Source organism: Puniceibacterium sediminis, from assembly GCF_900188035.1.
In the GTDB taxonomy this organism is placed as follows: Bacteria; Pseudomonadota; Alphaproteobacteria; order Rhodobacterales; family Rhodobacteraceae; genus Puniceibacterium; species Puniceibacterium sediminis.
The window spans coordinates 1-24,965 of the sequence record NZ_FZNN01000011.1; the positions used below are offsets into that span (position 1 = coordinate 1).

The window sequence follows — 24,965 nt, forward strand, 5'->3', positions numbered from 1 at the left end:
TGTACATCACGATCCATAAGACACCTCCTGCTATGCAGGGCGCATCTCAGACAGTCGGCAGCTTCAAACAATGAGGGCGATGGCGCGGCGCTTACGATCGACGCGCCGCAGGTCGTTGTAGCGTTCCTTGTCCGTGTGCGGCTGGTTCTTCCAGTCGGCCAGCGGGTGGCAGGATGCCGCGATAGGGGACAGATTGAATGTCGCGGCATGTTTTGACACGGCACTGCGCAGACGCCGGAGATCATCGCGGGCTTCGGCAACACCGGCGCAGACCTTGGTGCCGATCTCAATCTGGCATTGCAGGAACTCCGGGCTCACCTGACCTTCGAGTTCGCCCGCACAGGCCTCCATAAGACCCTCGGGCGCGTCGGCGAGGGCGTAGGTCTCCAGATCGACGAGAAGATACTCCTCTTCTATGCCAATCGAAAATGCTGGTTCCTGCATGCCGCCCTCCCGTTCGACCATATCCAGTCAATCGCAAGAACGTTCACAGGGCAAGCGGAGTGCATGTGACGAATCAATACCTCCACGGTGCCCGGAATTGTGGTTCGCGCAACACTTAGATGCACCAATACGATGATTGGTTCCCCAAAAATCAGTAATTTTTCTGAAATAAACGCGAAGGTTGGTTGGCTTGCGTGAACTATTCTGTCGCCGTCAATAACGCGGGCCAAATATCGATAATTTACGTGGGGTAACTAAATAAAACGGTTTGGGTTTTCGCTGATCGCTCATATATGCGCCACAGTTAAGTTTAAGTTGCGATGATCGCGATTGTTGCGAGTAACCAGTGTAAAGTAGTCAGTGATCTAATCGACGTGAATAACAAAAGCGTCAGTTGGAGTGTTTGTGTCGACCTACAGGGAATGTTTCGAGAGTACGGTAGTTGGTAATCGTGTGTAAAGAAAACGGTTAACGAGTTTACCCTAGATGGTTAAATTACGTAGAATAAAAGGTTAATAGTATGAAAATAGGACCCTTGATTAAAACCCTCTCCGTTACTGCTGCCTTGATGTGTGCGGCCGGAGTGGTACAGGCCACAACAGTACAATCCACTAGTGGCTCGGGGTATCCTTCGGTCTCGGGTGGTCATGGATCATCTGACAGTTCATCGGGCTGGGATAGCTCTGTCCGTTCGGGTTCGGGTAGTTCCGACCGTTCCGGTTCGGGTAGTTCCGACCGCTCGGGTTGGGGTAGTTCCGACCGTTCCGGTTCGGGTAGTTCCGACCGTTCCGGTTGGGGTAGTTCTGATCGCTCGGGTTCGGGTAGTTCCGATCGCTCGGATTGGGGTAGTTCCGATCGCTCGGATTGGGGTAGTTCCGACCGCTCGGGTTGGGGTAGTTCCGATCGTTCCGGTTCGGGTAGTTCCGGCCATTCCGGCAGGGGTGGCTCCGACCATTCCGGCCCCGGGCATTACGGTTCTGGCGGCACCTGGGGCGACGGCCCCTCGGGATCGCACGGGGGCAGCAGTTCTGGCGGCGAACTCGGCGGAATTCCGAGCGGCGGTCTAGCATCGGCTGTACCGATTCCTGCGGCCTTATGGATGTTGCTTGCGGGAATCGGGGCACTTGTCGTCGGGCTCCGTCGTAAGTCTGCCTGAAACACCTCGTATTGATATGACAAAGGGCGACGCATCCGCGCCGCCCTTTTTGCTGTCCGCCTGCAAAAGCCGGGCTAGGGTTTTTGTGAATCACTTGCCGTGAGACGCCCTGTGACACGGGACAGCGCAGATACCTGCAGGCGCAGCACGCGAGCTATGCCTGAAAGTTGGTGACGGCGTGATCAGGCGGCTTTTTGAAGTTGCTTGATCCCGTCCTTGAATTCACCCCCCCCCGGATGATCTCAGGCATGCGGTTTGCGCCGTCGAGTTTGCGCCATTTGGTTTGGGCTGACATCATCAGCTTGAACGCCATGGCAAGGCCCGTTTTGCGGCTGAGGCAGCCTTTGGTTTTGCCGGTGCGATGACGAACCGTGGCGAAGGTGCTTTCGATGGGGTTAGTGGTTCTGATGTGTTTCCAATGCTCAGCCGGGAAATCATAGAATGCCAGTAGCACGTCGCGGTCTTTGGTCAATTTGGCGACGGCCTTGTCGTATTTCACACCATATGTCGTGACGAAGAAATCGAATGCAGCCTCAGCGTCGACACGGGTTTCAGCCTGCCAGATGTCGTGCAGATGGCCCTTTGCCTTGACCTGAACCGACCTCGGCATCGCGTTCAGCACGTTGCCCGTTTTGTGGAACCAGCAGCGCTGCTCTTTCGTCGCGCCAAAGACCTCGCGCAGGGCATTCCAGAAGCCCAGGGCACCATCGCCAATGGCCAGGTCAGGCGCATGGGTGAGCCCGCGTCGTTGCAAATCAAGGAGCAATTCGCGCCAGCTTTGGGTGCTTTCACGATAGCCGTCGGCCACGCCGATGATCTCTTTGCGGCCCCATTCATCCGCCCCGATCAGCACCAGCACGCATTGCTTTTCCTCGGCCATTCGGGGCCGGAAATAGACGCCGTCCGCCCAGATGTAGACGAAGCGACGCGCACTCAGGTCGCGCCGTTGCCAACGGTCATACTCATCCCACCAATCGGCTTTGAGCCGCGATATAGTGGTCGAGGACAACCCTGCGGCATTGGGGCCAAGCAGGGCTGCAAGCGCTTCGTGAAAGTCGCCGGTGGAAATACCTTTGAGGTAAAGCCAGGGCAGAAGCTCCTCGATGGATTTGGCTTTCCGCAGGTAGGGCGGCAGGATTGTAGAGGTGAACCGAACTTTCTCGGCGTCGTCGCCCCGGTCCCTCACACGGGGCACCTTGACTGGCACCGCCCCGATCCCCGTGAGCACTTCGCGTTCTGGCAGGTGACCATGGCGCACAAGCCGCGCGCGGCCATCGTCCGTTTTGTCAGAGGCATCCAGCAGAACAGCAAGTTCCGCCTCCACAGCTTGCTCAATCAACCGCTGTGCGCCGGATCGGAGGAGTTCCGTCAGTGGATCAGGCGCAAATCCCTGTGGATCGGGCAGTTGGGTAATGGTATTTGTCGTCATGTGGCATATCCTTTTCTCAGATGAGAATTGCGGCGCGTGAACAACACCATGATATGCCGCCCCTCAGGGCCATCACCAACTTACAGCTATATCTCGCAGCACGCCTCGTCGAGACCATCGCTGGATAGGGACAAGATCTGGGGGGGGGCGTAGCGTGAGTGGAAGTCGTTTTGAATGTCTTTCAACGAGCGGTCTCAAGTGTCTTGGAGCGCTGATTTGAAGCAAAAGTCGCCACTTTTCAAAAAAACACGTAGAAGGCTGCCAAACCGATTGCATTTTGACGTGCTATGCAGTTAACCAAGTTGAGAGTGACATTACTTAAGCGTGTGTTGCGCGCCACGCTTAAGTAATGTCGGCTAGCTGAGGCAATCTGACTAAAATCCACTGTGAAAGGTCGCATGTAGTGAACATTCTCTCCCCTCTTAAGACCATGTCGGCCGCGTTGGCATTTGTCGTTTGCACCGATGCAGCGCTAGCAGCAACAGTCACAACAACTGACTGCGTGGTTGGCAGCGTGAGCGGGGCAACCAGCTGTGAGGGTGTCTTCTCGGGGAATAACTCCAACAGTGATCTGAACGGTCTGTTCGGTAACGCAGACTGGGGAACCGAGTACAAGATCGACGCCAGTTCCGGGTCTGTGTTTTTCGATGGCGCGACTTTGACCGTCTCAGACAGTGATAAAAGCTGGTCCCTGGACACGATTGGCGGTTATGCCAGCCTGATGTTTGTTCTTAAGGGCGGACCGACATATTCGGCCTTTTTGATGGACGTTAGTGTTTTGTCTGGAACGTGGGACAATCTGTCCATGCTGAAAGGCAACGGCAGGGCCGGCGCTGGACTTTCGCACTGGTCGGTTTACACGCAAGGCGCTGCTTTGCTATCGGCAGTTCCACTGCCTTCCAGTATCCTTATGCTGCTGTCGGCATTTGGCGCTGCAGTATTTATGCGTCGTCGCAAAGCGGCTTGAGCCGCGCAGCTATCTGATTTTTGAACTGACAAAGGGCGACACGTTTGTGTCGCCCTTTTTGTTTATTCATAAGAAGGTCGGGCAGGGGTCTCTTGTGAAACCCCTGCCTAGATACGCTTCACTCCATCGGTTTGAAGTTGAACTCGCCGCCATCCTTGATGCCCGAGAACCAGCGCGCCGTGACGGTCTTGGTCTTGGTGTAGAAGCGGAAGGCGTCAGGCCCGTACTGGTTGAGATCGCCAAAGGCCGACTTTTTCCAGCCGCCAAAGGTGTGATAGCTCAACGGTACCGGGATCGGGAAGTTGATGCCGACCATGCCTACATTCACCCGGTGCGCAAAGTCCCGCGCCGTGTCGCCATCGGCAGTATAGATCGCCACGCCGTTGCCGTAGGGGTTGTCGATGACAAGGTTCAGCGCCTCTTCGTATGTTTCCGCACGCACCTGGCTCAGCACCGGGCCAAAGATCTCTTCCTTGTAGATGTCCATCTCTGGCGTGACGTTATCGAACAGCGACGGGCCGACGAAAAAGCCATCCTCATAGCCCTGCAGGCTGAAGCCGCGACCATCGACGACCAGATCCGCACCCTGATCGACGCCCGAATTCACCAGACCTTCGATCCGCTGCTTGGACGCGGCGGTGATGACGGGGCCATAGTCAACATCTTCGCCGGATGTATACGGCCCAACCTTCAGCTTTTCCACACGCGGGACCAGCTTTGCCATCAGCTTGTCGGCCGTTTCCTTACCAACCGGAACGGCAACGGAAATCGCCATGCAGCGTTCGCCTGCCGCGCCGAAACCGGCACCGACAAGCGCATCGGCAGCCTTGTCGAGGTCCGCATCCGGCATGATGATCATGTGGTTCTTGGCACCACCAAAGCATTGCGCGCGCTTACCGTTGTTGGCTGCGCGGCCATAAATATACTGCGCGATCGGGGTCGATCCGACAAAGCCAACAGCCTGAACCGTTTCGTTGTCCAGAATCGCGTCCACGGCTTCCTTGTCACCGTTCACAACCTGCAACACGCCATCGGGCAGGCCGGCCTCGGTCAGCAGTTCGGCAAGACGGAGTGCAGTCGAGGGGCAGCGCTCGGACGGTTTCAGGATCATCGCATTGCCGCAGGAAATCGCCGGGGCCATTTTCCATAGCGGGATCATCGCCGGGAAGTTGAAGGGCGTGATACCTGCAACGACACCCAGTGCCTGGCGCATGGAATAAAGGTCGATGCCGGGGCCGCCGTCATCGGTGAATTCGCCCTTGAGCATCGCAGGCGCGCCCATGCAGACCTCGACCACTTCAAGGCCGCGCTGCACGTCGCCGCGCGCATCCGGAAGCGTCTTGCCGTGTTCGCGGCTTACCAGTTCGGCCAGCTCGTCCATGTGCTCGTTGATCAGGGCTCCGAACTTCATCATGACGCGGGCGCGGCGCTGCGGGTTGGTGGCACCCCAGGTTTTCTGCGCCTCGGCGGCCTTGGCCACGGCCTCGTTCAGCTCGGCTACGGTAGCCAGCGGCACCTTGGCCTGCACTTCACCAGTCGCAGGGTTGAAGATCTCGGTGAAACGGCCAGACGTGCCTTTGACATGGGCGCCGTTGATGTAGTGGGTCAGTTCTTTCATGGAATGGTCCTCCTGGGTTCGCGATACTCTAGCCTTGCAAAAATGTGTCCAAAAGGGGAAATCTGCCAAATAGGCTTTGCAAAAACGCAAGATGGGGGGGCGTCGTGGCCGAAATCTGGGACGATATGCGCATCTTTCTGGCGGTCGCGCGCAGTGAAAGCCTTTCGGGGGCGGGCAGAGTGTTGCGCATGGACCCGGCCACAGTGGGGCGCCGCGTCGCCCGGCTGGAGCAGTCGATGGGCGCGCCTTTGTTTGCCAAGTCGCCGCAGGGTTACGCAATGACCGAGGCCGGAGCGCGCATGCTGCGCCACGCCGAAGAAGCCGAGCAGGCGATGCAGGCGGCTTCGGAATCCGTGGCGGGCGTGACGGAAAGCCTGTCGGGTCAGATTCGTATTGGCGCGCCGGATGGCTGTGCCAACTTTCTGCTGCCGCAGGTCTGCGCCGCCATCGCTGATGAAAACCCCGAACTTGAGGTCCAGATCGTCGCCTTGCCACGGGTTGTGAACCTTTCCAAACGAGAGGCGGATATGGCGATTGCGGTCTCTGCGCCGACGGCCGGACGGCTGAGCGTCCAGAAGGTGACGGATTACCGCCTGCATCTGGCGGCGAGCGAAAGCTACCTCGCGCAACATCCTGCGATCCGCACGCTGGCAGATCTGAAGGGGCACCGCATCGTCGGCTATATCTCGGACATGATCTTTGACAAGGAGTTGGACTATCTCTCAGACCTTGGAGTCACGCGGCATGCGCTTGCGTCGAATTCGGTCGCGGTGCAGTTTCATTGGCTGCGGCAAGGCGCGGGCCTGGGCATCGTGCACGACTTTGCGCTCCCGTCCGCGCCCGGCATGGTCAAGATCCTGCCTCATGAAATCAGCCTGACCCGGAGCTTTTACCTCGTCCGCCATGCCGATGATCGCCGACTTGAACGCATGAACCGTTTTGCGACCGCGCTGGCTGATGGCTTGCGCCACGAGACGGCTCGCCTCGAAGGTCTGACTTGACAGACTCGCCTCCTACGGTGGACGCTGGAAAAAATCGGTTATTTAAGTGGAGGAGCAGAGTGATGCAGGTACACCATATTCTGAAGAGCAAGGCGGATGACGGCGTGATTACCGTCAAACCGGCTGCGCTTGTGTCTGAGGCCGCTGCGATTCTGGCGGAAAAACGCATCGGAACTGTGGTGATCTCCGCCGAAGGCACCACAGCAGACGGTATCCTGTCCGAACGCGATATCGTCCGCCAGCTGGCCAAACATGGCGCCGCCTGCCTGACGGCAGCAGTCAGCGACTACATGACAACCAAGCTGCAGACCTGCACCCGGGATGAAGAGGCGGATGCCATTTTGACACGCATGACCGAAGGTCGGTTTCGCCACATGCCAGTGGTTGAGGACGGCACGCTGATCGGACTCATCACCATTGGCGATGTGGTCAAGGCGCGGTTAAGCGAGTTGTCGATGGAAAAAACCGCCCTCGAAGGCATGATCATGGGGTATTGAGCAGCCGGATTTCAGCGGTGAAGTCCCCTATGGTTCGAATGGGGGTTGCAAAGGTCGGCGCAATATTGTTGCGTGCGCCGAACCAATGACAGGGGGCACCCCATGCAAATCGGTCTGTATCCGGGGACATTCGACCCCATAACTCATGGGCATATCGACATTATCCGTCGTGCCACCGTTTTGGTGGACCGGCTGGTGATTGGCGTTGCGATCAATCGCGACAAGGGACCGCTGTTCCGTCTCGAAGAGCGGGTCAAGATGATTCAGGACGAATGCGTCAGCCTTGCCGAGCAGACTGAAACCGAAATCGTCGTGCATCCCTTTGAAAATCTGCTGATCGACTGCGCCCGCGACGTGGGTGCGCAGATCATCGTCCGCGGACTGCGGGCGGTGGCGGACTTCGAGTATGAATTTCAGATGGTTGGCATGAATCGCGCGCTGAATGACCAGATCGAAACCGTGTTCCTGATGGCCGAAGCGCGCCACCAGGCGATCGCGTCAAAACTGGTCAAGGAAATCGCCCGGCTGGGAGGGGATGTCGGAAAATTCGTGACACCCCCGGTGCGGGACGCATTGCGCGCCCGCTATGAGGCGTCTCAGAAGCCGTAGACGGCGTTACGGGCAACGCGGCGCTCGATCCCGGCGATGTCCAGATCAATACGGCTGTGCAGCGACAGGGCCCGCAGTGCGGACAGAGTCTGGCGATACGTGATTTGCTGGCGGATGCTGGTGAAAAGGGTGGAAAGTACGTTTTTCATTTTTCTGGTCCTATGAGCGGTCTGATCGGTTCTGATCCGCATTGAGTCTGTTCCGTAAGGCGCTGTTTCAGCGGCCGTAAACGGCTTGTTTGGCGATTTTTTCTGCATCGCCCGGATGGATTTCTAGGTCGAGTGCCACATCAAGCGGCATCTGGCGCAGCGCCTTGACGGTGCGGCGGTATTCGGCACGTTTTGCTACGCGGCTCTGAAGGCTGGAGAGCAGGTTCATGGTGTGTCTCCTTGGGTCTGTGTTGTTTCTGTTGCCGCTAACATAGGCTTGCTGCGCTGCAGCACAACTGACGTATCTCCAAGGCCGCCATGCACCAAACGCAAAGCTAAATTTAGAATTTGGTAAAACTTTGGGAGTAATACCGTCGCCACTACGCACAGGAGAATCCTGATGGACAGCTTAAAAATAGGCGAAAGCGCAGGACGGTCGGGTAAAAGCCTGCCCCCCGCGCAACCGGTGGCTCAAACGGCTACCTTTAACCATGAAATGAATTCTATGCAGCCCGCTCGCGGGCTGACGGGCCGAACGCCCGCTGCACACGAACTGCAGTCTGGCGCCGCGATGGCCGCGCAACTCTCCGCTCCTCCAGCAGTTTCCATCACCCCACTCTCCGTTGCGGCGGCAGGGTATGGATCGGCGCGGGCGGCGCTTGGCATCGGCATCGACTAGTAGTCGCGGGGGCGCCCTGAAAGCTTTCATTCATCAGGATCAAAGATCGGATGCATGAGGCTGTTCCGCAAAATGCGGGGCGCAGACGGAACGCTGACGGCGCAAGAGATACTGAAATGGTCGGCGGATGCGTGGAAATCACGTTTCCGCCGATTTTTGATGGGATCACAGGCCAGCGTGAGGTGCCAGCGCACCGACGCGAACCAGCCCGCCCAGCACGGCATCCACGGCGACGGCCGCCAGTATCATGCCCATCACGCGGCTTATGATCGATGCACCGGCATGGCCGATCACCCGGAAGATCGGGTTGGCCAGCAGCAGCATGGCCAGAGTCGCCAACAGCACCAGCGTCATGATTGATGCAGTTACGGCCTGATGCGCGATGGAAAATCGGTCATTATCGGTGAGTACGACCACGGCGAGCATGGCACCGGGTGATGCAATCGACGGAATCGCTACGGGGTGAATTGCGGTCTGGGTGGAAGAGGCGCTATCAGCCAGGTCGGTTTCGGGCTTGGCCGGGCCAAAGATCATGCTGATCGCAAACAGGAAAAGCACCATGCCACCGGCGATCTGAAACGAGGCAAGGCTTAGGCCAAGCGCCTCGAGCACGATCTGACCGGCGAGGATGAAGATGAGAAGGACCCCAAAGGACACCGCGACTGCCTTGAACGCCACCGCCCGACGGGCGGTGGCGCCCATCCCGGCCGTGACAGCCAGAAAGACAGGCAGTGTGCCGATGGGGTCGATCACCACCCAGAGGGTGATGAGTTCGCTTAGAATCTGGTTGTACGACAGCAACGAAGGTCCTCCTGTACTGCCGCACCTGTAATCAGATCAGTTTGCCCATCGCAACGGCGGTATCTGCCATGCGGTTGGAAAAGCCCCATTCGTTGTCATACCAAGTAAGGATGCGGCACAGCGTGCCATCCATGACCTTGGTCTGGTCAGTGGCAAAGATCGACGAATGCGGATCGTGGTTGAAGTCCATGCTGACCAGCTTGGAATCGGTTACGCCCAGAATACCCTTGAGCGGACCCTCGGCAGCTGCGGCGTGGATCGCCTCGTTGATCTCGGCCACGGTGGTTGCGCGCGATGCCTCGAAGGTCAGATCAACGACGGACACGTTCGGTGTGGGGACGCGAATGGCGACGCCGTCGAGTTTGCCTTTCAGTTCGGGCAGCACCAGACCAACGGCTTTGGCGGCACCGGTCGAAGTCGGGATCATGTTCAGCGCCGCGGCGCGTGCGCGATAAAGATCACTGTGCATCGTGTCCAGCGTCGGCTGATCGCCGGTGTAGCTGTGGATCGTGGTCATGAAGCCGCGGTTGATCCCGATCAGGTCATTCAGCACCTTGGCGACGGGCGACAGGCAGTTGGTTGTGCAGGACGCGTTCGAGACGATGATATCGTCCTTGGTCAGAGTGTCGTGATTCACGCCGTATACGATCGTCTTGTCCGCGTCGGTGCCGGGTGCCGAAATCAGTACGCGCGACGCGCCGTTTTGCAGGTGGGCCTGACATTTTTCCTTGCTGGTGAAGATGCCGGTGCATTCCATCACTACGTCGACGTCAGCCCAGGGCAGGTCGGCCGGATTGCGCAGTGCCGTCACCCGGATCGGACCGCGGCCTACGTCGATGGTATCGTCGGTGGTCTTCACCTCAGCGGGGAAACGGCCGTGCACGCTGTCATAGCGCAGCAGGTGGGCGTTGGTCTCGACCGGGCCGAGATCGTTGATCGCGACGACCTCGATATCGGTGCGGCCCGATTCAATGATAGCGCGCAGTACGTTGCGGCCGATACGTCCAAATCCGTTGATGGCAACCTTGGTGGTCATGGAAAGACTCCCTCTTTCTTTCGTTTTCGCGGCCAGATCGGACGGTCCGAATTTCTGTTACCGCTCGCAATCAAAATGGTCCGCACACGCTGGGTGGCGGCCATGCGTCCTCATGTCCGGAACAGCGCCGGAACGCGATCCGGTCCAGTTGGACAAGGCACTTCTTGCCAAGAAACAGCAGATGGTCCAGTGCGTAAAGCGCATAACCCCAATTGATCAGCGCAAACATTGCAATAGCCAGCCATCAGAGGCGTCCTGTCGGCCATTTTTTCCAGATCAAAGGTAAATTGAGCCAAAGGTTGCCAAGAGGGCAGCCCGTTGTCAGGTCTGGGCTGTCGCCGATCGTTCCATCAGGGGTTCGCCCAGAAGATCCTCGATCAGCAGGCTCAACAGGCCGCCGCGACCTGTCACCCCGGCTTTGCGATAGATTGCATTCAGATGCGATTTCACTGTGCCCTCGGCTGATCCTCGCAGGGCGGCAATTTCGCTGATGCTCATGCCCTTTATGGTGAACTGCGCCACATCCTGTTCTGAGGGGGTAAGTGCCCAGAGGCGAAAATGCTCTTGAATGACGTCATGAAAGGCGCCAGCGGCGACGCTTACCTGCCGTTCCAGATGGGCCTTGCGGCGTAACAGATCCATCAGGAACCACGTCTCGATGATCACTGCGACGACAAGGGCAGCTGCGGCGGTTGCCTCGAAGAAGAAATCGCCTTTGATCAGGTTGGCCCAACTGTCCCCTATGCCGTCAAACACGACATCCGCGACGTAAAACGCCGCGCAAAGACTTTGCACGGCGATCACGAGGACCAGAGTGGCCGAAGCGTTGATATCCTTTGGCGTCATGGGACGATGTTAGCATCCTGCGGAATATCTTTGACACCCGTAATCATCGCCCGGGGCAGATTGACGCCGGTACGCAGACTTTCCCAGATCACCGCGCCCACATGAATGCCAGCTGATACACCCGCCCAGATCACCAGAGTCTCGTGCAGACTTTCGACCCAGCCCGCGCCCCAATAGGCATCGGTCGTCAGCATGTATCCGGTGACAGCGATCAGGGCGATGCTGAGCAGCAGGTTCAGGATCATCAGCGCGCCCAGCGGCGAATGACCCAGATGCACCTTCTTGCGGCCCGTGGCGATGTCGGACAGGTGCCCCATGAGCGCGGCGGGAGATGGTATGAAGGATGAGAACTTTGCCGAGCGTGGCCCGAATACCCCCCAGACCAGCCGGAGTGCGATCAGAGCGGCCAGCACGTAGCCCAAATCGTGGTGTAGGGCGCCTTCTGGGTTTGTATACAGAGCGTTGGCGATGAAGCCGACCACAAGCGCCCAGTGAAAGACTCGTAGGAAGGGGTCCCAGATACGGTGATGCAACATGGAGCGGGCTCCTAAACGGTGGGAAAGGCAAAAGGTGGCGTGGCCAGAACCGGGAAGTACGCCCGGTCCCGTGCCGTCGTTCAGTTGCTGATCTTGGCGCGTACAACGGTCAGCGCGGCATCAAGATAAAGTTCCATCTTCTTGCCGTCCTTCATCGCATACACTTCGAACATGCCGTCCTCTACATCCACACGGCGCACCTCATATCCCTGTGCGGTCAGGGTCGAGGTAATCTCGTCAGATTTTGCAGTATCCAGAACGACCGCGTCGGAAGCATGGGCCGCGCCGACCGCGAGCAAGAGAACAAGAGTAAGTATACGTGTCATGAGTGGGGTCCTTTCCCAAATGGGGCCTGCGGGGCGCTTGGCCTTCCGTTGCCTGACATCTGCGCCCACATTGCCAGCCCGCAAATAGGCCCGAAGTTTCAGGAGTGCCTGAAACATGCAGTCTATAACCTGGGTTCAGACCTGCCGGACCCGGGGCCGACCCCATGCGATCTATTCGAGGTTCATGACAAATCGGCTACACAGCGGTCAGTTGCCAGCTCTTCACAAAGATACTCATCTTCCAGGTGTCGTCGGGCGGCTTGTGCTGGCGGCCCACGGCCCGGGGCGTTATGTGTCTTTGGGAACCCGCGCCCCTTGCGAGGGGTTGATCCCAAAGTGGGACAAGAAAGGATTACGCATGAGCGGTTTGCTGGCGCTACTCGATGACGTGGCGGGAATTGCCAAAATCGCTGCAGCGTCAGTCGATGACGTGATGGGGCAGGCAATGAAGGCCGGATCCAAGGCTGCCGGTGCGGTGATAGACGATGCCGCCGTTTCGCCAAAATACGTTCAGGGTTTCCATCCAGCCCGCGAACTGCCGATGGTCTGGAAGATTGCCCGCGGGTCCCTGATCAACAAATTGGTATACCTTCTGCCTGTCGGCCTGCTGCTCGCCAACTTTGCGCCCTGGCTGATATCGCCACTGTTGATGCTGGGCGGCGCCTATCTTTGTTTCGAAGGGGCCGAAAAGATTTTTCACGCTCTGTTTCCGGGCGATGGACATGTCGGGACAGATGGCATGCAGGCCGATGATCCTGCTCATCTTGAGGAACAAAAGGTACAGGGGGCCATCAAGACCGATTTTATCCTTTCCGCCGAGATCATGACCATTGCCCTGTCGGCGATCCCCGAAAGCGGGTTCTGGATGGAAGCGGCGACGCTTGCCGTCGTTGGCGTGATGATCACGGTTGCGGTCTATGGCAGTGTTGCGCTGATCGTAAAGATGGATGACATGGGGTTGTGGCTGGCGCAGGACGGACGGTTTGGGATTACCCGCGCGTTCGGCAGGGGCACCGTCAAAGCCATGCCGGCGCTGATGCAGACGCTCACCGTCGTCGGTACGGCTGCGATGCTTTGGGTAGGCGGTTCGATCATCCTGCACGGTCTGGGTGACCTTGGCTGGCATCTGCCCAAAGAGATCATCCACCACGCAGCTGTCACTGTCGCCGACATGACCTCCGACACATTTCACAACGCTGCCGAATGGATGGCAACTGCCGCGATGGACGGGGTGTTTGGCGTGCTTCTGGGTCTGGTGCTTGTCCCCATCGGGACAAAACTGGTCTCACCACTTTGGGGTGCGGTTTTCGGTGGCAAGAAGAAGAGCGTGACTTCGGGCCATTAGGTTCTGTCGTCGTTCACGCGGGCAAAGCATTCGCGCAAGCGGAGTTACCTGCCGAAGTTTTCACCCGTGGTGACGAACACATGGCCGGGACCTTCAAAGGCAAGGCGCGTTAGCTAGTGCTCCGGAGGTAGGATGGGGATGTCCATCAGGCGTCATCCGGCGTCTTCCTCAAGCTGATCCAACCTTTGTTCGAGCTGGGCCATCACCCGGCGCACTGCCGGGCTCGGCTCGGATTCCCGTCCGCAGATCAGAGAATATGCGGCAACCTGAATATCTTGTGCCACATCCAAAATTCGGATGTTGCTGCCCAGCCGGGATGCACTGGTGTATAGCTCGGCCACCGAGGTTGCGATCGGCGCGATGGCATTGGTGTCGCTGATCAACCCCAGCGTCAGAAGCAGCGATGATGTACTGAGCACCCGGGCGGGCGGGGGCAGACCGCGTTCCAGAAGGTAGGTTTCTGCCGTCAGCCGCATCAACCCCCCCGGCGGTTGCATCACCCAGTCATAGGCAAGACAATCGGCGAGGCTGATGGGCGCGCGCCGCAACAGCGGATGTCCCTGACGAACGGCGAGCGAAATAGGTTCGGTCCCGATCCGGCGCAGCGTCACGGCGCGCGGATCGAGCGCGGCGGGCAGGCGGCCCAGATAGAAGTCCAGATCGTGGCTCAGCAGCGCCTCGGCCAGTTTGTCAGAAGTATCGACCAGGACGTTGAATTCGATTTCGGGATAGGTCACTCGGATTTCGCGGATGATCGGCAGAACGATCTCCAGCCCCGGACCGGTCACCGTGCCGATCCGCACAAGGCCCCGCGCACCTGTTGTCAGCAGCGCGATTTCGTCAAAAGCGCCGTTCAGATCCTGCAGTGTGGCCCGTGCGCGCCGTGCCAGAAGTCGCCCGGCCTCGGTCAGAATGACCCCGCGGGCGTGTCGTTCATACAGCTTCGCGCCCGAGGTTTTTTCCAGTTCACCAAGCAGCCGCGAGGCGGCCGGCTGCGTCATCCCCATCTGTGTCGCAGCAGCCGAGATCTGGCCGGTTTCTTCGATCGCAATCATAAGGCGCAACTGAGGAAGGCGCAGGCCGCGCTGGATCAGTCTTGCGGTGGTGCCTGAACTCATTGTCAGCGTGTTCATCGTCTCGTCCTGAGAAACTGCATATCATTAATGATATACCACTAGGCGAAATGCTGATTTGATTGCAATGGCATTGCTTGTCATCTTTCGCCCAGCAGAGTGCCGGTCAGGGAATCGTATTCAGGATTCGCCGGAACACTTTGCACATAAGGATTGCGCAGGACGAACCGATGGAGACGGTCCGTGACTGCGCCAGGGAGGAAGACATGAACGGATTCAAGACACTACTGGCGACCACAGCTCTGGTTGCCCTCGGCTCGGCTGCCTTGGCGCAGGACGCGGGCTATGTCGGCATTGCGATGCCCACCAAATCCTCGGCCCGTTGGATTTCCGATGGCGAGAATATGGTAAAGCAATTCGAAGCGGCCGGTTACACCACGGATCTGCAATATGCCGAAGACGACATCCCCAACCAGCTGGCCCAGATCGAAAACATGATCACCAAGGGTGTGGATGTTCTGGTGATCGCCGCCATTGATGGCACCACCCTGTCGAACGCTCTGGCCAATGCTGCGGCGTCGGATATCGACGTTGTTGCATATGACCGTCTGATCCGTGACAGCGGCGACGTCAGCTATTATGCCACCTTCGACAACTTCAAGGTGGGCGTGCAGCAGGCGACAACGCTGGTTGACGGGCTGAATGAACGTTTTGCCGACCAGAAACCCTGGAACGTCGAACTTTTCGGCGGCAGCCCGGACGACAACAACGCCTATTTTTTCTATGATGGTGCGATGTCTGTGCTGCAGCCCATGATTGACGCGGGTGATGTGGTCATCGGCTCGGGTCAAATGGGCATGGACAAGGTTGGCACCCTGCGCTGGGACGGCTCGGTCGCTCAGGCGCGGATGGATAACCTGCTCTCGGCCAATTACACCGACAAAAAGGTGCACGCGGTCCTGTCGCCGTATGATGGCCTTTCGATCGGGATCCTTTCGTCGCTCAAGGGCGTCGGTTATGGTTCGGGCGATATGCCGATGCCAATCGTGTCGGGTCAGGACGCCGAGATCCAGTCGGTCAAGTCGATCATCGCGGGCGAACAGTATTCCACGATCTTCAAGGACACCCGCGAATTGGCCCGTGTCACTGTCGGCATGGTCAATGCGCTGCTTTCAGATGCAGAGCCTGAGATCAACGACACGACAACCTATGACAACGGTGTGAAGGTCGTGCCGTCCTACCTGCTGGAGCCACTGCCCGTGACCGTGACCAACTGGGAAGAACGTCTGCTGGACTCCGGTTACTACACCCGCGATCAGATCGAGTAATCTTCTCTCCCATGACGGTGGCGGGGCAATACCGCGCCGCCGTCAACCTGGTCCTCGCTCGCCTATGCGGGCTGGCGGGGATCCTTTTGAAGACGCTCGAAGAGGGGCAAGTCCCGTGTCGGTACTTTTGGAAATGCGCGCGATCACCAAGGAATTTCCCGGTGTGAAGGCGCTTGATCGCGTCAGCCTGTCGGTGGAAGACGGCGAGATCCACGCGTTGGTGGGTGAAAACGGCGCCGGAAAATCGACCCTGATGAAGGTTCTTTCGGGCGTTTATCCGCACGGAAGTTACAGCGGCGACATCGTTTATGACGGTCAGGTCAAAGCCTTCCGTGGCATCGTCGACAGCGAAGCCGAAGGCATCATCATCATCCATCAGGAATTGGCGCTGGTGCCCCTGCTGTCGATTGCCGAGAATATTTTTCTGGGCAACGAACGCAGTACACGCGGCATCATCGACTGGCGAGAAACGAACCGCAGGGCAGGGGAATTGCTGGCCCGGGTCGGGCTCAAGGAACACCCCGAAGCGCTCGTCGATTCACTGGGTCTGGGTAAGCAGCAGCTGGTTGAGATCGCCAAGGCCCTGTCCAAGAATGTCCGCCTGCTGATCCTGGACGAGCCGACCTCGTCCCTGAATGAAACCGACAGCCAGAAACTTCTGGATCTGCTGCTGGAGTTCAAGGCGCGGGGCATTACCTCGATCCTGATTTCGCACAAGCTGAACGAGATTTCCCGCGTTGCCGACACGATCACCGTGATCCGTGACGGTGCGGCGGTCTCAAAGCTCGACTGCCGTCAGGGGATTTCAGAAGATCGCATCATCCGCGACATGGTGGGCCGATCACTGGACGACCGCTATCCGGCGCGGGACCCGAAAATCCGGCCCGAAACGGCGATGGAGGTGCGTAACTGGTGCGTCACCCATCCGCTGCATTCCGACCGACAGGTTGTCCGCGACGTGTCATTCCATGTGAAAAAAGGCGAGGTGGTCGGGATTGCCGGCCTCATGGGGGCAGGGCGTACGGAACTGGCGATGTCGCTGTTCGGGCGCTCATACGGGCAGAACATCACGGGTACCGCAGAGATCAACGGCCACAAGGTCGATCTTTCAAGCGTCCGCAAGGCGATCAACGCGGGGCTGGCCTATGCAACCGAGGACCGCAAAACCTACGGCCTTGTCCTTGACGACACCATCCGGCGCAACGTGCCACTGGCCGACCTCGAAGGGGTAGCAAGCGGCCTTGTCGTTGACCGTGCCAAAGAGGCCGCCGTCGCCAACCGCTACCGGGATCGGCTGAATATCAAGTCATCCTCGATCGAGCAGGAGACGGTGAACCTGTCGGGTGGCAATCAGCAGAAAGTCGTTCTTTCGAAATGGCTGTTCGCCGATCCGGATGTGCTGATCCTAGACGAGCCGACCCGTGGTATCGACGTCGGCGCGAAATTCGAAATCTACACGGTGATCCGCGATCTTGCCGCCACTGGTAAGGCGATCATCGTCATCTCGTCCGAATTGCCCGAACTTCTGGGGATCACGGACCGCCTTTATGTCATGAACGAAGGCCGCTTCGTGGGGGAAATGCCCACCGCTGAGGCGAGCCAGGAAAAGATCATGGCGACCATCATCAGATCGGGGGATCGCACGTGACCCAGACGACCACAAATCCGGAGAATGCCGAACTGCCTGCGGTGCCCGTCAAATCCGCCGGTGCCTTTCTGCGCGGCCATATGAGGGAATACGGCATCCTGTTCGCGCTGATTGCAATCATGGCGTTCTTTCAGGTGGCAACCGGGGGCATCCTTCTCAAACCGGTGAACCTTACCAACCTGATCCTGCAGAATTCATACATCATCATCATGGCCATTGGCATGCTGCTGGTCATCGTCGCGGGTCACATCGATCTTTCGGTCGGGTCGGTGATGGGCTTTGTCGGTGCGCTGGCCGCGGTGATGATCGTCAACTGGGACATCCCCTATTTCATCGCGGCTCTGCTTTGCCTGGTCGCCGGTGGGATCATCGGCATGGCGCAGGGCTTTTGGGTGGCCTATTTCCGCATTCCGTCCTTCATCGTGACGCTTGCCGGAATGCTGGTCTTCAAGGGCCTGACCCTCTGGCTGCTGGCCGGGCAGTCTGTCGGTCCTTTCCCAAAACAGTTCCAGCTGATCTCCTCTGGCTTCATCCCGGATCTTCTGGGCGGAGAAGAGCTCAATCTCTTTTCCCTGCTGATCGGCGTACTGGTGGCCACGGCGATCCTCGTCCTTGCGATCCGCAACCGCAGCGAAGCGGGCAAATCTGGCAGTGTCGAAGAGCCATTTTCCTTCTTTGCCGCCAGGAACGGTCTGATCTTCATCGCGCTTATCTACATGAGCTACCTCATGGCGGACTTCCGCGGTCTGCCCAACGTGTTCATAGTCATGGCTCTGCTGATCGCGATCTATTCCTTTGTCACCTCGCGCACAACGATCGGGCGCAGGGTCTATGCCATCGGCGGCAACGAAAAGGCGGCGATGCTGTCGGGGATCGACAGTCAGAAACTCACCTTCCTGACTTTCGCCAATATGGGTGTGCTGGCTGCACTGGCGGGACTCGTCTTTGCCGCACGGCTGAACACCGCGACGCCCAAGGCCGGTGCCGGGTTCGAACTTGATGTGATCGCGGCGGTCTTTATCGGCGGTGCGTCCATGTCAGGCGGGGTCGGCACGGTGGTCGGGGCGGTGATCGGCGCTTTTATCATGGGTGTCATGAACAACGGTATGTCGATCCTCGGCATCGGTATCGACTGGCAGCAATGCATCAAGGGACTTGTCCTGCTTGCCGCCGTCATTTTTGACGTCATGAACAAGAAGAAGGGCTGAATTCATGCTGCTCTCGCAATTCCGCAGGCCCGATGGGCGCATTCAGATCGTCGCCCGCGACGGCACCGAAGCCTTTGAGGTAAAGACCGACCTGTCGCTCTACGACCTCGCGATGGACTGCGCCGCCACGGGCCAGTCGCTGCGCGACCGCATCTCGGCCCTTGGTCTGAATGGCGCGGTCGATCTGGACGAACTCTATGCGGCGGGCAAATTGCTGCCACCGCTGTTGCATCCCGATCCGGCGCATCTGCATCTCACCGGGACGGGCCTTACGCACCTTGGCTCGGCCTCGACCCGTGCGGCGATGCACGCCAAAGCGCCACAGGACGAGACGGATTCGATGAAGATGTTCCGCATGGGCGTCGAAGGCGGCAAGCCCGCCAATGGCGAAACCGGCGTTCAGCCGGAATGGTTCTACAAAGGCACCGGGCATGCGCTGATCGCCCCGGGCCACGCCCTGACATCGCCGTCATTCGCTGAGGACGGTGGCGAGGAACCGGAACTCGCCGGCCTTTATATCATCGGGCCGGACGGGACGCCTTTCCGCCTTGGGTTTGCGCTGGCCAACGAATTTTCGGACCATGTAATGGAGCGGCAGAATTACCTCTACCTTGCCCATTCCAAACTGCGCCCCTGTTCGGTCGGGCCGGAACTGCTGATCGGTGATCTGCCAGACAGCATTACCGGCACCAGCAAGATCACCCGTCATGGCGCCACGATTTTCGAAAAGCCGTTCCTGTCCGGCGAGGCGAACATGTCCCATACCATCGCCAATCTGGAACATCACCACTTCAAATACGGCGTCTTCTGCCAGCCGGGGGATGTACATATCCACATGTTCGGTACTGCGACGCTGTCTTTTGGCGACGGCATCGCGACCCGGGATGGCGATGTATTCGAAATCAGTGCGCCGTCCTTTGGACTGCCTCTGCGCAATCCGCTGGCCACCACCGCCCCTGCGACCGCGCCGGTCGCCGTGCGCACATTGTAGGAGCCGAGATGACCTTTACCCCCGCCACATGGCCCCGACGCCTGCGCTCTCAGGAATGGTACGGCGGCACATCGCGTGACAACATCTACCACCGTGGCTGGCTGAAGAACCAAGGCTATCCGCACGACCTGTTTGACGGTCGCCCAGTGATCGGCATCCTCAACACCTGGTCCGACATGACGCCCTGCAATGGCCACCTGCGTGAGTTGGCCGAAAAGGTGAAGGCCGGCGTCTGGGAGGCGGGTGGCTTTCCGCTCGAAGTTCCGGTGTTCTCAGCTTCCGAAAACACCTATCGGCCCACGGCGATGATGTATCGCAACCTTGCCGCCATGGCGGTCGAGGAAACGATGCGCGCCCAGCCCATCGACGGGGCTGTCCTGTTGGTCGGCTGTGACAAGACCACGCCGTCGCTGATGATGGGCGCGGCCAGCACCGATATTCCGTCTATCGTCGTCACCGGCGGCCCGATGCTGAACGGCTGGTTCCGCGGTGAACGGGTCGGCTCGGGAACCGCGCTCTGGCAGATGTCCGAGGACATCAAGGCCGGTAAGATGACCCAGGAAGATTTCCTTGAAGCCGAGCAGGCGATGAGCCGGTCATCCGGCACCTGCAACACGATGGGGACGGCCTCGACCATGGCCTCGATGGCCGAGGCGTTGGGGATGGCACTGTCGGGCAATGCAGCCATTCCGGGGGTGGATTCCCGCCGCAGGGTGATGGCGCAACTGACGGGTCGGCGCATCGTGCAGATGGTGAAGGACGACCTGAAGCCATCTGATATCCTGACGAAAAAGGCGTTTGAGAATGCCATTCGCTGCAATGGTGCCATCGGCGGGTCCACCAACGCCGTGATCCACCTTCTGGCCCTCGCCGGTCGGGTCGAAGTCGACCTCACCCTAGATGACTGGGACCGTCTTGGGCGGGATGTTCCGACGATCGTGAACCTCATGCCGTCTGGCAAATATCTGATGGAAGAATTCTTTTATGCCGGTGGTTTGCCGGTTGTTCTTAAACGTCTGGGCGAGGCCGGTATGCTGCACAAGGATGCGCTTACCGTCTCTGGCGAAGCCATCTGGGACGAAGTCAGCGAGGCCAAGAACTGGAATGACGATGTCATCCTGCCGGTGGACAAGGCGCTCGCGGCCTCGGGCGGTATTGCCGTGCTCAAGGGCAACCTCGCGCCCAAGGGGGCTGTCCTGAAACCCTCTGCCGCCAGTCCGCATCTCATGCAGCACAGGGGCCGCGCCGTGGTGTTTGAGGATATCGATGACTACAAGGCTCGCATCGACGATGACGCGCTGGATATCGACGAAAACTGTGTGATGGTGCTCAAGATGTGTGGCCCAAAGGGCTATCCCGGCATGTCCGAAGTGGGCAACATGGGGCTGCCGCCCAAGGTGTTGAAAAAGGGTATCACCGACATGGTTCGCATCTCTGACGCGCGCATGTCAGGGACGGCCTATGGCACCGTGATCCTGCACACCGCCCCCGAAGCGGCAGCAGGTGGCCCGCTGGCCGTGGTACGGACCGGCGACATGATCGAAATCGACGTGCCCGCACGCCGCATCCATCTCGACATCCCGGACGAAGAGCTTGCTGCGCGTCTGGCGGCCTGGGTGCCCCCGGTGCCGCAGTTCAAGAGCGGCTATTCCAAGATGTTCGTGGACAACGTCGAAGGCGCCGACACGGGTGCCGATTTCGAAGTCCTGAAGGGCCAGCGCGGAAACGAGGTGCCCCGTGACAGCCACTAAGGTTGCCATCCTCGGCGTCGGCAAGATCGCCCGCGACCAGCACATCCCGGCCATCGCCGCCAGTGACGCCTTTGACCTTGCCGCGACGGTCAGCCGCTCGGGCGGGCTGGAAGGGGTTGATAACCATCCTGACATCGATGCGCTGGTCTTAGCCAGACCGGATATCCCGGCTTTTTCACTGTGCATGCCGCCGCAGCCGCGTTTCGAGATCGCGAAAAAGGCGATTTTGGCAGGCAAACACACCATGCTGGAAAAGCCGCCCGGGGCGACAGTTTCCGAGGCGTTGACACTTGCCGATCTGGCCCGCGCGCAGGGCGTCACCCTGTTTGCAACATGGCATTCGCGTTATGCCGCTGGTGTTGCGCAGGCCCGGGAATGGCTTGCCGACAGGACGCCCACCAAGGTCGAGATCATCTGGAAGGAAGACGTTCGGCGCTGGCACCCCGGTCAGGACTGGATTTGGGAAGCCGGGGGTATGGGCGTCTTTGATCCCGGTATCAACGCGCTGTCGATCATGACCGAGATCCTGCCGGACCCGCTACACGTGATCGCCGCCACACTATCCTTTCCGGAAAACCGCGCCACGCCCATCGCGGCCGATCTGACCTTTGCCGGACCTCGCGGCTTGCAGGTTAGCGCCGGTTTCGACTGGCGGCAGGAGGGGCCGCAAACCTGGGACATCACGGTGCAGACGGACAACGGCACACTGCGTCTGTCGGATGGCGGGGCGACGCTTCACATCGACGACGCGAAGCAAACCCTACAAGACTCCGGCGAATATCCCGGGCTTTACGCCCGGTTTGCCGACCTTATCGCTGCTGGCCAGTCCGACGTGGACCTGCGCCCGCTACAACATGTGGCCGACGCATTCATGCTTGGCCGTCGCGAAACTGTCGCGGCTTTTCACGACTGAACAAGGACTGACCATGACTGATCTCACTGGACGCCATCTGATTGCAGGAAAATGGGTCGGGGGCGGCGACACCTTCCAATCTGATCCGGCCAGCGGCACACCGCTGACAGTTCTGTCTGCCGGCGCGCCTGAGGTCGATGCCGCGATGAAAGCCGCCGAGGAGGCTTTCGAGACCTATGGTTGGACCAGCCGTGCTGAACGCGCCGCCTTCCTTGAGGCCATCGCGGATGAGATCGAGGCACGCGGCGACGCCCTTACTGCCATGGGCCACGCAGAGACGGGCCTGCCCGAAGCGCGCCTGAGCGGAGAGCGTGGCCGTACCTGCGGACAGCTGCGCCTGTTTGCCGATCATATCCGCAAAGGTGACTATCTCGACCGCCGTCATGACGTGGCCCTGCCAGACCGCGCGCCGCTGCCGCGCCCCGATCTGCGGATGATCCAGCGTCCTCTGGGTCCGGTTGGCGTCTTTGGTGCGTCGAACTTTCCACTGGCGTTTTCGACAGCCGGGGGCGACACGGCCTCGGCGCTCGCCGCCGGGTGTCCTGTTGTCTATAAGGGTCACCCCGGCCACCCCGGCACGGGCGAGATCGTGGCACAGGCCATTGCTGCGGCCATCGAAAAGACTGGTATGCCCGCTGGCACTTTCGCACTGGTCCAGTCCAACTCCAACGCGGCAGGCGAGGCACTGGTGAAACACCCGCTGACCCGCGCCGTCGGTTTCACCGGGTCCTACAGGGGCGGCAAGGCCCTGTTCGATATTGCAATGTCGCGGCCCGAACCGATCCCGTTCTTCGGCGAACTTGGCGCGATCAACCCGGTTTTCGTGATGGATGCGGCGCTGAAAGCGCGCGGCAATGGTATTGCCAAAGGCTGGGCCGCTTCGCTGACGATGGGCGTGGGTCAGTTCTGCACCAATCCGGGTGTCGTGATCCTGAAGGCGGGGCCAGAGGCCGAAGCCTTTGCCGAGACAGCCGCAGCGGCCCTTGCTGACACCGGTGCGCAGGTCATGCTGACCGCAGGCACGGCACAAGCCTATCAGTCCGGGGTTGAGACGCTGAGCAAGAGCGTCGCCACCCAGCTGACCGCGAGCACAGAAGCCAAACCGCGCTGCGCCAACCCGGCGCTGTTCCGCGTGTCGGGGCAGGATTGGCTGAGCCATCCGGATCTGGCGCATGAGGTGTTCGGGCCTGCCGGGATGATTGTCCTTGTCAGCGATGACGCGGAACGTATGGCCATCGCCCGTGGGCTTGACGGGCAGTTGACCGTGACGCTGCAAATGGACGCCGCCGACACCGATGCGCTGCGGCCCCTGATCCCGGTGCTTGAGCGCAAGGCAGGCCGACTGCTGGTCAACGGCTTTCCGACGGGGGTCGAGGTGGCCGATGCCATGGTCCACGGCGGCCCGTTCCCCGCCAGCACGAATTTCGGCGCAACCAGCGTCGGCACTCTGGCGATCCGCCGCTTTCTGCGGCCGGTCTGCTATCAGAACATGCCAGACGCACTGCTACCCGCAGATATCACAGAAAAAGGAGGCGCGTGACACAGCCACAGGAATAGGGAAACGGTCCGCAAAAGTGGGCCGAATGAGAGATTTATTTAGGGCAGCAACGTGCTGCTGAAATCTGGGAGGATTACCAAAATGACACTCAAGACCCTTATGTTGACCACCGTTGCCACGCTTGGCCTTGCTGCTGCTGCACAGGCGCAGACCGTCGGCTTTTCGCAGATCGGTTCAGAATCCGGCTGGCGCGCTGCTGAAACCACGCTGACCAAGCAGCAGGCACAGGAACGCGGCATTGACCTCAAGTTCTCGGACGCCCAGCAGAAGCAGGAAAACCAGATCGCCGCACTGCGGACCTTTATCGCGCAGGGCGTTGATGCGATCCTGATCGCCCCGGTCGTTGCCACCGGCTGGGACAGCATTCTGGAAGAAGCCAAAGAAGCGGATATTCCCGTTGTGCTGCTAGACCGTCAGGTCGATAGCGACAAGGAACTGTACCTGACAGCCGTCGGTTCGGATCTTGTCCACGAAGGCGAAGTGGCCGGCAAGTGGCTGGCTGAAGCTGTGGGAGACAAGAGCTGCCGCGTTGTGGAACTGCAAGGCACCACGGGTTCGTCCCCCGCGATCGACCGAAAGACCGGTTTCGAGAAGGGCATCGCAGGCCATGCCAACATCGAGATCGTGCGCAGCCAGACTGCCGACTTCACCCGATCAATCGGCAAGGAAGTGATGGAGAGCTTCCTTCAGGCGGAGAATGGCGGCGCGGATATCTGCGCGCTTTATGCCCATAACGACGACATGGCCGTGGGTGCCATTCAGGCGATCAAGGAAGCTGGTCTAAAGCCGGGCGAAGATATCCTCGTGGTGTCAATTGATGCCGTGCCGGACATCTTCAAGGCGATGGCAGATGGCGAGGCGAATGCAACCGTCGAACTGACGCCGAACATGGCCGGTCCGGCCTTTGACGCGCTTGCGGCCTACTGGAAGGACGGCACTGTACCGCCGAAATTCATCCAGACCGACTCGGCGCTTTATACCATGTCCGATGATCCGGCAGGTCAGTATCAGGCTCGCAAGGGGCTCGGTTACTGAAAACCTGACAGCTGATGACTG

23 protein-coding genes and 2 pseudogenes are annotated in these 24,965 nt (G+C 59.4%); 14 read left to right on the forward strand and 11 right to left on the reverse strand.

Going from position 1 to position 24,965, the window contains the following annotated elements; all coding sequences use genetic code 11:
• Positions 1-102: 102 nt before the first annotated feature.
• Positions 103-444 (reverse strand): annotated as a pseudogene (locus CHB75_RS12500) (glutamate-cysteine ligase family protein); the annotation flags it as partial.
• A gap of 568 nt (positions 445-1,012) precedes the next feature.
• On the opposite strand from CHB75_RS12500, the gene CHB75_RS22495 reads away from it, so the two are divergent.
• Positions 1,013-1,600 (forward strand): VPLPA-CTERM sorting domain-containing protein, encoded by a 588-nt coding sequence (locus CHB75_RS22495; protein WP_425439501.1) that lies wholly within the window; start codon positions 1,013-1,015, stop codon positions 1,598-1,600.
• A gap of 182 nt (positions 1,601-1,782) precedes the next feature.
• On the opposite strand, the pseudogene CHB75_RS12505 reads toward CHB75_RS22495, so the two are convergent.
• Positions 1,783-3,029, reverse strand: a pseudogene (locus CHB75_RS12505) (IS256 family transposase).
• A 403-nt stretch (positions 3,030-3,432) separates the two neighbouring features.
• Between CHB75_RS12505 and CHB75_RS12510 the strand changes: the two are divergent.
• Positions 3,433-3,996, forward strand: a complete 564-nt coding sequence (locus tag CHB75_RS12510; RefSeq protein ID WP_141135108.1) for a VPLPA-CTERM sorting domain-containing protein — start codon at positions 3,433-3,435, stop codon at positions 3,994-3,996.
• Between the two features lie 118 nt (positions 3,997-4,114).
• Here the strand turns inward: CHB75_RS12510 and CHB75_RS12515 are convergent, their stop codons facing one another.
• On the reverse strand, positions 4,115-5,614 hold the full coding sequence (locus CHB75_RS12515) for a CoA-acylating methylmalonate-semialdehyde dehydrogenase (RefSeq protein ID WP_089270969.1): 1,500 nt from the start codon (positions 5,612-5,614) through the stop codon (positions 4,115-4,117).
• A 104-nt stretch (positions 5,615-5,718) separates the two neighbouring features.
• Here CHB75_RS12515 and CHB75_RS12520 point away from each other — a divergent pair, with 104 nt between their 5' ends.
• The 3 genes from CHB75_RS12520 to coaD all read left to right on the forward strand — a co-directional run bounded on the left by CHB75_RS12520 (position 5,719) and on the right by coaD (position 7,721).
• Positions 5,719-6,615, forward strand: a complete 897-nt coding sequence (locus CHB75_RS12520; RefSeq protein ID WP_089270971.1) for a LysR family transcriptional regulator — start codon at positions 5,719-5,721, stop codon at positions 6,613-6,615.
• A gap of 62 nt (positions 6,616-6,677) precedes the next feature.
• Positions 6,678-7,112 carry a CBS domain-containing protein gene (locus CHB75_RS12525; RefSeq protein ID WP_089270973.1) on the forward strand — a complete coding sequence of 145 codons (435 nt, stop codon included), beginning with the start codon at positions 6,678-6,680 and terminating at the stop codon, positions 7,110-7,112.
• 102 nt (positions 7,113-7,214) lie between these two features.
• Positions 7,215-7,721 carry a pantetheine-phosphate adenylyltransferase gene (coaD, locus tag CHB75_RS12530; RefSeq protein ID WP_089270975.1) on the forward strand — a complete coding sequence of 169 codons (507 nt, stop codon included), beginning with the start codon at positions 7,215-7,217 and terminating at the stop codon, positions 7,719-7,721.
• Here coaD and CHB75_RS21355 read toward each other — a convergent pair.
• The 7 genes from CHB75_RS21355 to CHB75_RS12560 all read right to left on the reverse strand — a co-directional run bounded on the left by CHB75_RS21355 (position 7,709) and on the right by CHB75_RS12560 (position 12,094).
• Positions 7,709-7,870 carry a glyceraldehyde-3-phosphate dehydrogenase gene (locus CHB75_RS21355; RefSeq protein WP_141135109.1) on the reverse strand — a complete coding sequence of 54 codons (162 nt, stop codon included), beginning with the start codon at positions 7,868-7,870 and terminating at the stop codon, positions 7,709-7,711. The two genes, coaD and CHB75_RS21355, sit on opposite strands and share 13 nt — an antisense overlap.
• A 67-nt stretch (positions 7,871-7,937) precedes the next feature.
• Positions 7,938-8,099, reverse strand: a complete 162-nt coding sequence (locus CHB75_RS21675) for a hypothetical protein (protein WP_176439129.1) — start codon at positions 8,097-8,099, stop codon at positions 7,938-7,940.
• A 615-nt stretch (positions 8,100-8,714) separates the two neighbouring features.
• Positions 8,715-9,350 carry a MarC family protein gene (locus CHB75_RS12540; protein ID WP_089270979.1) on the reverse strand — a complete coding sequence of 212 codons (636 nt, stop codon included), beginning with the start codon at positions 9,348-9,350 and terminating at the stop codon, positions 8,715-8,717.
• 31 nt (positions 9,351-9,381) lie between these two features.
• The gene (gap, locus tag CHB75_RS12545; RefSeq protein WP_089270981.1) at positions 9,382-10,386 is read right to left on the reverse strand and encodes a type I glyceraldehyde-3-phosphate dehydrogenase; all 1,005 of its coding nucleotides are present in this window, start codon (positions 10,384-10,386) and stop codon (positions 9,382-9,384) included.
• A 321-nt stretch (positions 10,387-10,707) separates the two neighbouring features.
• On the reverse strand, positions 10,708-11,232 hold the full coding sequence (locus CHB75_RS12550) for a helix-turn-helix transcriptional regulator (RefSeq protein ID WP_089270983.1): 525 nt from the start codon (positions 11,230-11,232) through the stop codon (positions 10,708-10,710).
• Positions 11,229-11,768, reverse strand: coding sequence for a cytochrome b/b6 domain-containing protein (locus CHB75_RS12555; protein WP_089270984.1), 540 nt, complete (start codon positions 11,766-11,768; stop codon positions 11,229-11,231). The genes CHB75_RS12550 and CHB75_RS12555 overlap by 4 nt, the downstream gene beginning before the upstream one ends.
• Before the next feature lie 80 nt (positions 11,769-11,848).
• A complete protein-coding gene (locus tag CHB75_RS12560; RefSeq protein ID WP_089270986.1) occupies positions 11,849-12,094 on the reverse strand; it encodes a PepSY domain-containing protein in 246 nt (81 codons plus the stop codon).
• Positions 12,095-12,452: 358 nt separating this feature from the next.
• Here CHB75_RS12560 and CHB75_RS12565 point away from each other — a divergent pair, with 358 nt between their 5' ends.
• Positions 12,453-13,439, forward strand: a complete 987-nt coding sequence (locus CHB75_RS12565; RefSeq protein WP_089270988.1) for a DUF808 domain-containing protein — start codon at positions 12,453-12,455, stop codon at positions 13,437-13,439.
• A 152-nt stretch (positions 13,440-13,591) separates the two neighbouring features.
• Here CHB75_RS12565 and CHB75_RS12570 read toward each other — a convergent pair whose 3' ends face one another.
• The gene (locus tag CHB75_RS12570; RefSeq protein ID WP_089270990.1) at positions 13,592-14,572 is read right to left on the reverse strand and encodes a LysR family transcriptional regulator; all 981 of its coding nucleotides are present in this window, start codon (positions 14,570-14,572) and stop codon (positions 13,592-13,594) included.
• 206 nt (positions 14,573-14,778) lie between these two features.
• Here CHB75_RS12570 and chvE point away from each other — a divergent pair, with 206 nt between their 5' ends.
• The 8 genes from chvE to ytfQ all read left to right on the forward strand — a co-directional run bounded on the left by chvE (position 14,779) and on the right by ytfQ (position 24,944).
• Entirely contained in the window at positions 14,779-15,840 is a 1,062-nt protein-coding gene (gene chvE, locus CHB75_RS12575) for a multiple monosaccharide ABC transporter substrate-binding protein (protein ID WP_089271220.1), read from the forward strand.
• 115 nt (positions 15,841-15,955) lie between these two features.
• Complete coding sequence (gene mmsA, locus CHB75_RS12580; protein ID WP_089270992.1) at positions 15,956-17,488, forward strand: multiple monosaccharide ABC transporter ATP-binding protein; 1,533 nt, start codon at positions 15,956-15,958, stop codon at positions 17,486-17,488.
• 80 nt (positions 17,489-17,568) lie between these two features.
• Positions 17,569-18,696 carry a multiple monosaccharide ABC transporter permease gene (mmsB, locus tag CHB75_RS12585; RefSeq protein ID WP_089271222.1) on the forward strand — a complete coding sequence of 376 codons (1,128 nt, stop codon included), beginning with the start codon at positions 17,569-17,571 and terminating at the stop codon, positions 18,694-18,696.
• A 4-nt stretch (positions 18,697-18,700) separates the two neighbouring features.
• A complete protein-coding gene (gene araD1, locus CHB75_RS12590) occupies positions 18,701-19,687 on the forward strand; it encodes an AraD1 family protein (RefSeq protein ID WP_089270994.1) in 987 nt (328 codons plus the stop codon).
• A gap of 8 nt (positions 19,688-19,695) precedes the next feature.
• Positions 19,696-21,438: an L-arabinonate dehydratase gene (araD, locus tag CHB75_RS12595; RefSeq protein WP_089270996.1), complete on the forward strand. Its 1,743-nt coding sequence runs from the start codon at positions 19,696-19,698 to the stop codon at positions 21,436-21,438.
• Positions 21,425-22,351: a Gfo/Idh/MocA family protein gene (locus tag CHB75_RS12600; RefSeq protein WP_089270998.1), complete on the forward strand. Its 927-nt coding sequence runs from the start codon at positions 21,425-21,427 to the stop codon at positions 22,349-22,351. Before araD ends, CHB75_RS12600 begins: the two co-directional genes overlap by 14 nt.
• A gap of 13 nt (positions 22,352-22,364) precedes the next feature.
• Positions 22,365-23,891 carry an aldehyde dehydrogenase (NADP(+)) gene (locus CHB75_RS12605; RefSeq protein ID WP_089271000.1) on the forward strand — a complete coding sequence of 509 codons (1,527 nt, stop codon included), beginning with the start codon at positions 22,365-22,367 and terminating at the stop codon, positions 23,889-23,891.
• 99 nt (positions 23,892-23,990) lie between these two features.
• The gene (gene ytfQ, locus CHB75_RS12610) at positions 23,991-24,944 is read left to right on the forward strand and encodes a galactofuranose ABC transporter, galactofuranose-binding protein YtfQ (protein ID WP_089271002.1); all 954 of its coding nucleotides are present in this window, start codon (positions 23,991-23,993) and stop codon (positions 24,942-24,944) included.
• The last annotated feature ends 21 nt before the right edge of the window (positions 24,945-24,965 follow it).

Coding starts and splice junctions, on each gene's coding strand:
- CHB75_RS22495 (WP_425439501.1), top strand. CDS start 1,013: ATGTGTGCGGCCGGAGTGGTACAGGCCACAACAGTACAATCCACTAGT.
- CHB75_RS12515 (WP_089270969.1), bottom strand. CDS start 5,614: ATGAAAGAACTGACCCACTACATCAACGGCGCCCATGTCAAAGGCACG.
- CHB75_RS12525 (WP_089270973.1), top strand. CDS start 6,678: ATGCAGGTACACCATATTCTGAAGAGCAAGGCGGATGACGGCGTGATT.
- coaD (WP_089270975.1), top strand. CDS start 7,215: ATGCAAATCGGTCTGTATCCGGGGACATTCGACCCCATAACTCATGGG.
- CHB75_RS21355 (WP_141135109.1), bottom strand. CDS start 7,870: ATGAAAAACGTACTTTCCACCCTTTTCACCAGCATCCGCCAGCAAATC.
- CHB75_RS21675 (WP_176439129.1), bottom strand. CDS start 8,099: ATGAACCTGCTCTCCAGCCTTCAGAGCCGCGTAGCAAAACGTGCCGAA.
- gap (WP_089270981.1), bottom strand. CDS start 10,386: ATGACCACCAAGGTTGCCATCAACGGATTTGGACGTATCGGCCGCAAC.
- CHB75_RS12550 (WP_089270983.1), bottom strand. CDS start 11,232: ATGACGCCAAAGGATATCAACGCTTCGGCCACTCTGGTCCTCGTGATC.
- CHB75_RS12555 (WP_089270984.1), bottom strand. CDS start 11,768: ATGTTGCATCACCGTATCTGGGACCCCTTCCTACGAGTCTTTCACTGG.
- CHB75_RS12560 (WP_089270986.1), bottom strand. CDS start 12,094: ATGACACGTATACTTACTCTTGTTCTCTTGCTCGCGGTCGGCGCGGCC.
- CHB75_RS12565 (WP_089270988.1), top strand. CDS start 12,453: ATGAGCGGTTTGCTGGCGCTACTCGATGACGTGGCGGGAATTGCCAAA.
- CHB75_RS12570 (WP_089270990.1), bottom strand. CDS start 14,572: ATGAACACGCTGACAATGAGTTCAGGCACCACCGCAAGACTGATCCAG.
- chvE (WP_089271220.1), top strand. CDS start 14,779: ATGAACGGATTCAAGACACTACTGGCGACCACAGCTCTGGTTGCCCTC.
- mmsB (WP_089271222.1), top strand. CDS start 17,569: ATGAGGGAATACGGCATCCTGTTCGCGCTGATTGCAATCATGGCGTTC.
- araD1 (WP_089270994.1), top strand. CDS start 18,701: ATGCTGCTCTCGCAATTCCGCAGGCCCGATGGGCGCATTCAGATCGTC.
- araD (WP_089270996.1), top strand. CDS start 19,696: ATGACCTTTACCCCCGCCACATGGCCCCGACGCCTGCGCTCTCAGGAA.
- CHB75_RS12605 (WP_089271000.1), top strand. CDS start 22,365: ATGACTGATCTCACTGGACGCCATCTGATTGCAGGAAAATGGGTCGGG.
- ytfQ (WP_089271002.1), top strand. CDS start 23,991: ATGACACTCAAGACCCTTATGTTGACCACCGTTGCCACGCTTGGCCTT.